The sequence below is a fragment of the Actinoplanes sp. ATCC 53533 genome, from assembly GCF_003947245.1.
In genome coordinates, this window is the sequence record NZ_QHHV01000256.1 from 1 (window position 1) to 8,026 (window position 8,026).

At 66.9% G+C, this 8,026-nt stretch carries 17 protein-coding genes and 1 pseudogene; all 18 read left to right on the forward strand.

Annotated features, from left to right (window positions below; translation table 11 throughout):
- Positions 1 to 293: pseudogene (locus DMB66_RS52065) on the forward strand (50S ribosomal protein L2); the annotation flags it as partial.
- A gap of 13 nt (positions 294 to 306) precedes the next feature.
- Positions 307 to 588, forward strand: a complete 282-nt coding sequence (rpsS, locus tag DMB66_RS52070) for a 30S ribosomal protein S19 (protein ID WP_020513590.1) — start codon at positions 307 to 309, stop codon at positions 586 to 588.
- A 31-nt stretch (positions 589 to 619) separates the two neighbouring features.
- Positions 620 to 1,102 (forward strand): 50S ribosomal protein L22, encoded by a 483-nt coding sequence (rplV, locus tag DMB66_RS52075; protein ID WP_125811500.1) that lies wholly within the window; start codon positions 620 to 622, stop codon positions 1,100 to 1,102.
- Complete coding sequence (gene rpsC / locus DMB66_RS52080) at positions 1,102 to 1,956, forward strand: 30S ribosomal protein S3 (protein ID WP_125811501.1); 855 nt, start codon at positions 1,102 to 1,104, stop codon at positions 1,954 to 1,956. The genes rplV and rpsC overlap by 1 nt, the downstream gene beginning before the upstream one ends.
- A 3-nt stretch (positions 1,957 to 1,959) precedes the next feature.
- Complete coding sequence (gene rplP, locus DMB66_RS52085) at positions 1,960 to 2,385, forward strand: 50S ribosomal protein L16 (RefSeq protein WP_125811502.1); 426 nt, start codon at positions 1,960 to 1,962, stop codon at positions 2,383 to 2,385.
- Entirely contained in the window at positions 2,385 to 2,621 is a 237-nt protein-coding gene (gene rpmC / locus DMB66_RS52090) for a 50S ribosomal protein L29 (protein ID WP_125811503.1), read from the forward strand. The genes rplP and rpmC overlap by 1 nt, the downstream gene beginning before the upstream one ends.
- Positions 2,618 to 2,893: a 30S ribosomal protein S17 gene (rpsQ, locus tag DMB66_RS52095; RefSeq protein ID WP_125811504.1), complete on the forward strand. Its 276-nt coding sequence runs from the start codon at positions 2,618 to 2,620 to the stop codon at positions 2,891 to 2,893. Before rpmC ends, rpsQ begins: the two co-directional genes overlap by 4 nt.
- A gap of 101 nt (positions 2,894 to 2,994) precedes the next feature.
- Positions 2,995 to 3,363, forward strand: coding sequence for a 50S ribosomal protein L14 (gene rplN, locus DMB66_RS52100; protein ID WP_023358185.1), 369 nt, complete (start codon positions 2,995 to 2,997; stop codon positions 3,361 to 3,363).
- Complete coding sequence (rplX, locus tag DMB66_RS52105; RefSeq protein ID WP_125811505.1) at positions 3,360 to 3,680, forward strand: 50S ribosomal protein L24; 321 nt, start codon at positions 3,360 to 3,362, stop codon at positions 3,678 to 3,680. Before rplN ends, rplX begins: the two co-directional genes overlap by 4 nt.
- A complete protein-coding gene (rplE, locus tag DMB66_RS52110; protein WP_125811506.1) occupies positions 3,680 to 4,249 on the forward strand; it encodes a 50S ribosomal protein L5 in 570 nt (189 codons plus the stop codon). Before rplX ends, rplE begins: the two co-directional genes overlap by 1 nt.
- A gap of 2 nt (positions 4,250 to 4,251) precedes the next feature.
- Entirely contained in the window at positions 4,252 to 4,437 is a 186-nt protein-coding gene (locus tag DMB66_RS52115; RefSeq protein WP_125811507.1) for a type Z 30S ribosomal protein S14, read from the forward strand.
- A gap of 73 nt (positions 4,438 to 4,510) precedes the next feature.
- On the forward strand, positions 4,511 to 4,918 hold the full coding sequence (gene rpsH, locus DMB66_RS52120) for a 30S ribosomal protein S8 (protein WP_125811508.1): 408 nt from the start codon (positions 4,511 to 4,513) through the stop codon (positions 4,916 to 4,918).
- Positions 4,919 to 4,931: 13 nt separating this feature from the next.
- A complete protein-coding gene (gene rplF, locus DMB66_RS52125) occupies positions 4,932 to 5,474 on the forward strand; it encodes a 50S ribosomal protein L6 (protein ID WP_125811509.1) in 543 nt (180 codons plus the stop codon).
- An 8-nt stretch (positions 5,475 to 5,482) separates the two neighbouring features.
- The gene (gene rplR / locus DMB66_RS52130) at positions 5,483 to 5,866 is read left to right on the forward strand and encodes a 50S ribosomal protein L18 (protein WP_233625459.1); all 384 of its coding nucleotides are present in this window, start codon (positions 5,483 to 5,485) and stop codon (positions 5,864 to 5,866) included.
- A gap of 12 nt (positions 5,867 to 5,878) precedes the next feature.
- Positions 5,879 to 6,499 carry a 30S ribosomal protein S5 gene (rpsE, locus tag DMB66_RS52135; protein WP_125811511.1) on the forward strand — a complete coding sequence of 207 codons (621 nt, stop codon included), beginning with the start codon at positions 5,879 to 5,881 and terminating at the stop codon, positions 6,497 to 6,499.
- The gene (gene rpmD, locus DMB66_RS52140; RefSeq protein ID WP_023358201.1) at positions 6,499 to 6,681 is read left to right on the forward strand and encodes a 50S ribosomal protein L30; all 183 of its coding nucleotides are present in this window, start codon (positions 6,499 to 6,501) and stop codon (positions 6,679 to 6,681) included. Before rpsE ends, rpmD begins: the two co-directional genes overlap by 1 nt.
- Positions 6,681 to 7,124, forward strand: a complete 444-nt coding sequence (gene rplO, locus DMB66_RS52145; protein ID WP_125811512.1) for a 50S ribosomal protein L15 — start codon at positions 6,681 to 6,683, stop codon at positions 7,122 to 7,124. Before rpmD ends, rplO begins: the two co-directional genes overlap by 1 nt.
- Before the next feature lie 274 nt (positions 7,125 to 7,398).
- Positions 7,399 to 8,026, forward strand: a 628-nt coding sequence (locus tag DMB66_RS52150) for a preprotein translocase subunit SecY (RefSeq protein ID WP_370321011.1), incomplete at its 3' end; no start/stop codon positions are given.

An 8,026-nucleotide genomic window follows, 5' to 3' on the forward strand; every position in this document is an offset into this window, starting at 1 on the left:
GGCGCGTCGACATCCGCTGCCGTGCCACGGTCGGCGAGATCGGCAACGCCGAGCAGTCGAACATCAACTGGGGCAAGGCCGGCCGCATGCGGTGGAAGGGCAAGCGCCCGACCGTCCGTGGCGTCGCCATGAACCCGGTCGACCACCCGCACGGTGGTGGTGAGGGTAAGACCTCCGGTGGTCGCCACCCGGTTAACCCGGCTGGTAAGCCCGAGGGCCGCACCCGCCGCAAGGGCCAGGAGAGCGACCGCATGATCGTTCGCCGCCGCTACGCCACCCGCAAGCGCGGATAACGGGAGTTAAGAGATGCCTCGCAGCCTGAAGAAAGGCCCGTTCGTCGACGACCACCTGCTCAAGAAGGTGGAAGTCCAGAACGAGAAGAACTCGAAGAACGTCATCAAGACCTGGTCGCGGCGCTCGACGATCATTCCCGACATGCTCGGGCACACGATCGCGGTGCACGACGGGCGCAAGCACGTCCCGGTGTTCATCACCGAGGCCATGGTCGGTCACAAGCTCGGCGAGTTCGCTCTGACCCGCACGTTCAAGGGTCACGAGAAGGACGACCGCAAGAGCCGTCGTCGCTAATCAGTCCACGGATCAGAAAGGGGTTACAGCGATGCCAGTCAAGAGCGATGCTCCGGCGCTTCCGGGCGCTCGGGCGATTGCGCGCCACGTGCGCATCTCGCCGAACAAGGCACGCCGTGTGATCAACCTCGTCCGCGGTCTGCCCGCGAAGGAGGCTCTCACGGTCCTGCAGTTCGCGCCGCAGGCTGCGAGTGAGCAGGTTTACAAGGTGCTCGCGAGCGCGATTGCGAACGCGGAGAACAACGAACGGCTCGACCCGGACGCGCTCCTGGTCAGCGAGGCTTTCGTGGACGAGGGCCCGACGCTCAAGCGGTTCCGGCCGCGGGCGCAGGGCCGGGCGTACCGGATCCGCAAGCGCACCTGCCACATCACTGTGGCGGTCGAAGCGGTCCAGGTGACCACGCCGGCTCGCAAGGCCACGGCCAAGAAGGCCGCGCCGGCCAAGAAGGCGGCGCCGGCGGCTGAGACCGCTCCGGCGGCCGAGCCCAAGAGCAGCACGGAAGGTGCCGAGTAATGGGTCAGAAAGTTCACCCCACCGGATTCCGGCTCGGCATCTCGACCGACTGGAAGAGCCGCTGGTTCGCGGACAAGCTCTACAAGGACTACATCGGCGAGGATGTCAAGATCCGCCGCATGATGTCCAAGGGCCTCGAGCGCGCCGGCATCTCCAAGGTGGACATCGAGCGCACCCGCGACCGGGTCCGCGTGGACATCCACACCGCCCGGCCGGGCATCGTCATCGGCCGTAAGGGTGCGGAGGCCGACCGGATCCGTGGCGAGCTCGAGAAGCTCACCGGCAAGCAGGTGCAGCTGAACATCCTCGAGGTGAAGAACCCCGAGTCGGACGCGCAGCTGGTGGCGCAGGGCGTCGCCGAGCAGCTGTCCAGCCGGGTCAGCTTCCGTCGGGCGATGCGCAAGGCGATGCAGTCCGCGATGAAGAACCCGATCTGCAAGGGCATCCGGGTGCAGGTCTCCGGCCGCCTCGGTGGCGCGGAGATGAGCCGCACGGAGTTCTACCGTGAGGGTCGCGTTCCGCTGCACACGCTGCGCGCCAACATCGAGTACGGCTTCTTCGAGGCCCGTACGACCTTCGGCCGCATCGGCGTGAAGGTCTGGATCTACAAGGGCGACTTCGTGCCGGGTCGCGAGGTTGCCCCCGAGGCGCCCGCGCGTCCGCGCCGGGACCGTGCCGAGCGCCCGGACCGTCCGCGTCGTGGCCGTTCCGGTTCGTCCGGTACGACCGCGGGTGGCACCGAGGCCGGCCGCGCCGCTCAGGCCGCGGCTGCATCCCCCGCTCCGGCGGAGGCCGCGCCCACGACCGACAGCGCCGTTGCTCCGGCTGCGGCCGAAACGCAGCAGGAGGGCTGACACATGCTGATGCCGCGTAAGCCCCCGAAGGGCTTCCGCAAGCCGCACCACCCGGACCGCCACGGCGCGTCCAAGGGCGGCAATCGGGTGGTCTTCGGTGAGTTCGGTATCCAGGCCCTGGAGCCGGCGTACGTGACCAACCGGCAGATCGAGTCAGCTCGTATCGCCATGACCCGCCACATCAAGCGTGGCGGCAAGGTGTGGATCTCGATCTTCCCGGACCAGGCTCTGACCAAGAAGCCCGCCGAGACCCGCATGGGTTCCGGCAAGGGCTCCCCGGAGTGGTGGGTGGCGAACGTCAAGCCGGGACGCATTCTCTTCGAGATGTCGTTCCCGAACGAGACGATCGCGCGCGAAGCGATGCGTCGCGCGATCCACAAGCTCCCGATGAAGTGCCGCATCGTGGCGCGCGAAGTGGGTGAAAGCTGATGGCAGCCGGTATCAAGGCTTCCGAGCTGCGGGAGCTCTCCGAGCCCGAGCTGGTCTCGCGGCTGCGGGAGTCCAAGGCGGAGCTGTTCAACCTCCGCGTGCAGGGTGCGACCGGTCAGCTCGACAACCATCGTCGTCTGCAGGTCGTCCGCAAGGACATCGCGAAGATCTACACGATCATGCGTGAGCGTGAGCTGGGGCTCTCGGCCGCGCCGACTGAGGTGACTACAGCATGAGCGAGAACGCAGCTGCTGCACCGCGGACCCAGCGCAAGACGCGCGAGGGCCTCGTGGTCAGCGACAAGATGGACAAGACCGTCATCGTCGAGGTCGAGGACCGCGTCAAGCACGCGCTCTACGGCAAGGTTCTGCGGCGTACCCGCAAGCTTCAGGCTCACGACGAGCAGAACGCTTGCGGCCTGGGCGACCGGGTCACCCTGATGGAGACCCGCCCGCTGTCACGCACCAAGCGGTGGCGTGTCGTAGAGATCCTCGAAAAGGCCAAGTGAGTGCGTCGGGCCGGCCGGAGACGGCCGGCCCGGCGGACCATCGTTCCGCCAAGCTCTGGTACGTCCCCGTGCCGGAGAACTGGCAGACATAGGAGACAGACGTGATCCAGCAGGAGTCGCGACTGCGCGTCGCCGACAACACGGGTGCCCGGGAGATCCTTTGCATCCGGGTTCTGGGCGGCTCCGGTCGCCGTTACGCGAGCATCGGTGACGTCATCGTGGCCACGGTCAAGGACGCCATTCCGGGTGCCGGTGTGAAGAAGGGTGACGTCGTCAAGGCGGTCATCGTTCGCACCGCCAAGGAGCGGCGCCGTCCCGACGGCTCGTACATCCGCTTCGACGAGAACGCCGCCGTCATCATCAAGGACGGTGGCGACCCCCGCGGTACGCGCATCTTCGGCCCGGTCGGCCGCGAGCTGCGCGACAAGCGGTTCATGAAGATCATCAGCCTGGCGCCGGAGGTGCTCTGACCGTGAAGATCAAGAAGGGCGACACGGTCGTCGTCATCGCCGGTAAGGACAAGGGCGCCAAGGGTAAGGTCATCGCTGCCTTCCCGACGCGGGACAAGGTCCTGGTCGAGGGCGTCAACCGCATGAAGAAGCACGAGAAGATCCGTACGACGCAGCGCGGTTCCAAGACCGGTGGCATCGTCACGCAGGAAGCCCCGATCCACATCTCGAACGTGCAGATCGTGGACTCCGAGGGCAAGCCGACTCGCGTCGGCTTCCGGCGGGACGAGAACGGCCAGAAGGTCCGGATCGCGCGTAGCACCGGTAAGGACCTGTGATGACTGCCGCTACCGAGCCCAAGACGCTGCCCCGGCTGAAGCAGAAGTACCGCAGTGAGGTCATCCCTGCGCTTCAGGAGCAGTACAAGTACGGCAACCCCATGCAGCTCCCCGGCCTGGTGAAGGTCGTCGTGAACATGGGTGTTGGCGAGGCCGCCCGCGACGCCAAGCTGATCGACGGCGCCGTGCGTGACCTGACCACCATCACGGGTCAGAAGCCGCTGGTGCGGCGGGCGACCAAGTCCATCGCGCAGTTCAAGCTGCGTGAGGGCATGCCGATCGGCGCGAAGGTCACCCTGCGCAACGACCGGATGTGGGAGTTCCTGGACCGGCTGCTGTCGATCGCGCTGCCGCGTATCCGCGACTTCCGCGGTCTGGACGGGCGCAAGCTCGACGGCCACGGCAACTACACGTTCGGTCTGACCGAGCAGTCGGTGTTCCACGAGATCGACCAGGACCGGATCGATCGGACCCGGGGCATGGACATCACGGTGGTCACCACCGCCACGACCGACGAGGAGGGCCGGCAGCTGCTCAAGCTCCTGGGCTTCCCGTTCAAGGAGAACTGAGCATGGCTAAGAAGGCGCTGATCATCAAGGCGGCCGCGAAGCCGAAGTTCGCCGTGCGGGCCTACACCCGATGCCAGAAGTGCGGTCGCCCGCACTCGGTGTACCGCAAGTTCGGTCTGTGCCGGATCTGCGTTCGGGACATGGCCCACCGTGGCGAGCTGCCCGGCGTGTCCAAGGCCTCCTGGTAACCCAAGCAATACCGCTTCGCCGTAGGCCTGGGACTTTCCTGGGAACCCCGGCGAGAAAGGTTGACGAATACCCATGACGATGACGGACCCGATCGCAGACATGCTCACGCGTCTGCGTAACGCCAACCAGGCGTACCACGACAAGGTGACCATGCCCTTCTCGAAGATCAAGGCGAACATCGCCGAGGTCCTCAAGGCCGAGGGCTACATCGCTTCCTGGTCGGCCGAGGAGCCCGCGGAAGGCGAAGTCGGCAAGCGCCTGGTTGTTGAGCTCAAGTACGGCCAGAGCCGCGAGCGCAGCCTCGCCGGCATCAAGCGCGTGTCCAAGCCCGGCCTCCGGGTGTACGCCAAGTCCGACGAGCTCCCGCGAGTGCTCGGCGGCCTGGGTGTCGCGATCGTTTCGACGTCCCAGGGGCTGCTGACCGACCGGCAGGCCCGCAAGCGGAGCGTTGGCGGGGAAATCCTCGCCTTCGTTTGGTAACGGAGACTTAGACATGTCGCGAATCGGACGTAAGTCGATCCCGGTCCCGGCCGGCGTCGACGTCACCATCACGGGCCAGACCGTCAAGGTCAAGGGCCCCAAGGGCGAGCTGTCGCACACCGTCGCCGAGCCGATCACCGTCGAGAAGGCGGAGAACGGCGAGCTGGCGGTCAATCGCCCCAACGACGAGCGTCGGGCCAAGGAGCTGCACGGCCTCTCTCGTACCCTGGTCGCCAACATGATCGTCGGCGTCACCGAGGGCTACAAGAAGACGCTGGAGATCAACGGCACCGGTTACCGCGTGACCGCCAAGGGCAAGGACCTCGAGTTCGCCCTGGGCTTCTCGCACCCGGTCAACGTGATCCCGCCGGCCGGCATCACCTTCTCGGTGGAGCGGCCGACGCAGTTCACGGTCGCCGGTATCGACAAGCAGCTCGTCGGCGAGGTCGCCGCGAACATCCGGAAGATCCGCCCGCCGGAGCCGTACAAGGGCAAGGGCGTCAAGTACCAGGGCGAGGTCATCCGCCGCAAGGCCGGAAAGGCAGGTAAGAAGTGACCGCCACGCTGCTCAAGCGCCGCAATGGCGGCGGTGCGTCGTACAAGCGCGCCGTCGGCAAGGCTCGTCGGCACTTCCGGGTCCGCAAGAACGTCCGCGGCTCCGCCGAGCGTCCCCGGCTGGTCGTCACCCGGTCCACGCGGAACATCACCGCGCAGATCGTGGACGACCTCAAGGGTCACACGCTCGCGTCGGCCTCCACGCTCGACGCGTCCCTCCGGGGCGCAGAGGGTGACAAGAGCTCGCAGGCCGCCAAGGTCGGGGCTCTCCTCGCCGAGCGGGCTCAGGCCGCGGGCGTTTCCAAGGTCGTCTTCGACCGCGGCGGTAACCGGTACGCGGGGCGGATCGCCGCGCTTGCCGACGCCGCCCGCGAAGCCGGACTCGAGTTCTAGGAGGGAAGACCAATGCCTGGTCAGCAGCGCCGAGGCGGCGGGTCCGGCGGTAACAACGAAGGTGGCCGCCGCGACAACCGCCGTGAGGGCGGTCGCGGTAACGCGCCCGTCGAGAAGACCCCGCATCTTGAGCGGGTCGTAGCGATCAACCGCGTCGCCAAGGTCGTCAAGGGTGGTCGTCGCTTCAGCTTCACCGCCCTGGTGATCGTGGGCGACGGCGACGGAACCGTCGGCATCGGCTACGGAAAGGCCAAGGAGGTGCCCGCGGCGATCGCCAAGGGTGTCGAGGAGGCCAAGAAGCACTTCTTCAAGGTGCCGCGCATCGCCGCGACGATCCCCCACCCGATCCTGGGTGAGGCCGCCGCCGGTGTCGTGCTCCTCAAGCCGGCTTCCGCCGGTACCGGCGTCATCGCCGGTGGCCCGGTGCGTGCCGTTCTGGAGTGCGCCGGTATCCACGACGTGCTCTCGAAGAGCCTCGGCTCGTCGAACCCGATCAACATCGTGCACGCGACGGTGGCGGCCCTGAAGGGCCTGGAGTCCCCGGAGGCCGTCGCGGCCCGCCGTGGCCTCCCGGTCGAGGACGTCGCGCCTGCGGCCATGCTGGCGTCGCGCGCGGAAGCGGCGGTGCGGTGATGGCACGCTTGAAGGTCACCCAGCTCCGTTCAGGCATCGGCCGTAAGCAGAACCAGCGGGACTCCCTGCGGTCGCTCGGGCTGAAGCGGATCAACGATGTGGTGGTCAAGGAGGACCGCCCCGAGATTCGGGGCATGATCTTCGCCGTGAACCACCTCGTCAGTGTCGAGGAGGTCGAGTAATGGCGATCAAGGTTCACCACCTGCGCCCGGCGCCCGGTGCCAAGACCGCGAAGACCCGGGTGGGTCGCGGTGAGGGCTCCAAGGGCAAGACCGCCGGTCGTGGTACCAAGGGCACCAAGGCTCGTTACCAGGTTCCGGCCCGGTTCGAGGGCGGGCAGATGCCGATCCACATGCGGCTGCCCAAGATGAAGGGCTTCAAGAACAAGAACAAGGTCGTCTTCCAGGTCGTGAACCTGGACCGGCTCGCCGAGCTGTTCCCGAACGGTGGCGAGATCGGTCCGCTGGAGCTGGCCGACGCCGGCGCGGTCCGTCGTGGCCAGCCGGTGAAGGTTCTCGGCTCCGGCGAGCTGGGTGGCGTGACGCTGCAGGTTTCGGCGCACGCGTTCAGCGAGTCGGCCAAGGAGAAGATCGCCGCTGCTGGTGGTTCCGCCACCGCGCTGTGAGTTTTCCGGGGATGCTGGCCCGGGCATCGCGAGATGCTCGGGCGGCATCCCCGTTGTGGCGTCTGACCTGGCATTTCGTCGGGCCGGGCGGCGCTGATCCACAGGTTGTCCGGTTGCCCTTCGTCCCAGCGTGTTGCACATAGGGCGACCGTGCCTCACAACAGGCACGTCAGACTGTTAAAGTCCGTTCCCAGCTAGGGATATCGGTCGTCCGGACCGATGCCTCCCCCCATCCGCCGGATATGCGGCGGTCACCTCGCGCAGGAGGAAGAAGTTGCTCTCCGCCTTTTCCAGTGCGTTCCGGACGCCTGACCTGCGCAAGAAGTTGCTGTTCACAGTAGCGATCATCGCGGTCTATCGGCTCGGTGCCACTCTGCCCAGCCCAGGCGTGTCCTACACCAACGTTCAGAACTGCCTGGACGTGGTGAACAGCACCAACGCCGGCGGCGGGGTGCTGAACCTCCTGAACCTCTTCTCCGGTGGCGCGCTGCTCCAGCTGTCGGTCTTCGCGCTCGGCATCATGCCGTACATCACGGCATCGATCATCCTGCAGCTGCTCACCGTGGTGATTCCTCGCCTCGAGCAGCTTCGCAAGGAAGGCCAGTCCGGCCAGGCAAAGATCACCCAGTACACCCGCTACCTGACGCTGGGCCTCGCGGTCCTGCAGTCCTCCGCGTTCGTCGCCCTGGCCCGCTCCGGCCAGCTCTTCGCCAACGCGTGCCCGCAGGACCAGTCGAACTTCCAGATCGTGCCGGAGAACACCGGCGTCCCGATGTGGCTGACCCTGGTCATGCTGGTCATCACGATGACGGCCGGCACCGGCGTGGTCATGTGGCTCGGCGAGCTCATCACCGACCGCGGCGTCGGCAACGGCATGTCCGTCCTGATCTTCGCGTCGATCG

Coding starts and splice junctions, on each gene's coding strand:
- rpsS (WP_020513590.1), top strand. CDS start 307: ATGCCTCGCAGCCTGAAGAAAGGCCCGTTCGTCGACGACCACCTGCTC.
- rpsH (WP_125811508.1), top strand. CDS start 4,511: ATGACGATGACGGACCCGATCGCAGACATGCTCACGCGTCTGCGTAAC.
- rplV (WP_125811500.1), top strand. CDS start 620: ATGCCAGTCAAGAGCGATGCTCCGGCGCTTCCGGGCGCTCGGGCGATT.
- rplE (WP_125811506.1), top strand. CDS start 3,680: ATGACTGCCGCTACCGAGCCCAAGACGCTGCCCCGGCTGAAGCAGAAG.
- rpsE (WP_125811511.1), top strand. CDS start 5,879: ATGCCTGGTCAGCAGCGCCGAGGCGGCGGGTCCGGCGGTAACAACGAA.
- rpsC (WP_125811501.1), top strand. CDS start 1,102: ATGGGTCAGAAAGTTCACCCCACCGGATTCCGGCTCGGCATCTCGACC.
- rplO (WP_125811512.1), top strand. CDS start 6,681: ATGGCGATCAAGGTTCACCACCTGCGCCCGGCGCCCGGTGCCAAGACC.
- rpmD (WP_023358201.1), top strand. CDS start 6,499: ATGGCACGCTTGAAGGTCACCCAGCTCCGTTCAGGCATCGGCCGTAAG.
- rplP (WP_125811502.1), top strand. CDS start 1,960: ATGCTGATGCCGCGTAAGCCCCCGAAGGGCTTCCGCAAGCCGCACCAC.
- DMB66_RS52115 (WP_125811507.1), top strand. CDS start 4,252: ATGGCTAAGAAGGCGCTGATCATCAAGGCGGCCGCGAAGCCGAAGTTC.
- rpmC (WP_125811503.1), top strand. CDS start 2,385: ATGGCAGCCGGTATCAAGGCTTCCGAGCTGCGGGAGCTCTCCGAGCCC.
- rplF (WP_125811509.1), top strand. CDS start 4,932: ATGTCGCGAATCGGACGTAAGTCGATCCCGGTCCCGGCCGGCGTCGAC.
- rpsQ (WP_125811504.1), top strand. CDS start 2,618: ATGAGCGAGAACGCAGCTGCTGCACCGCGGACCCAGCGCAAGACGCGC.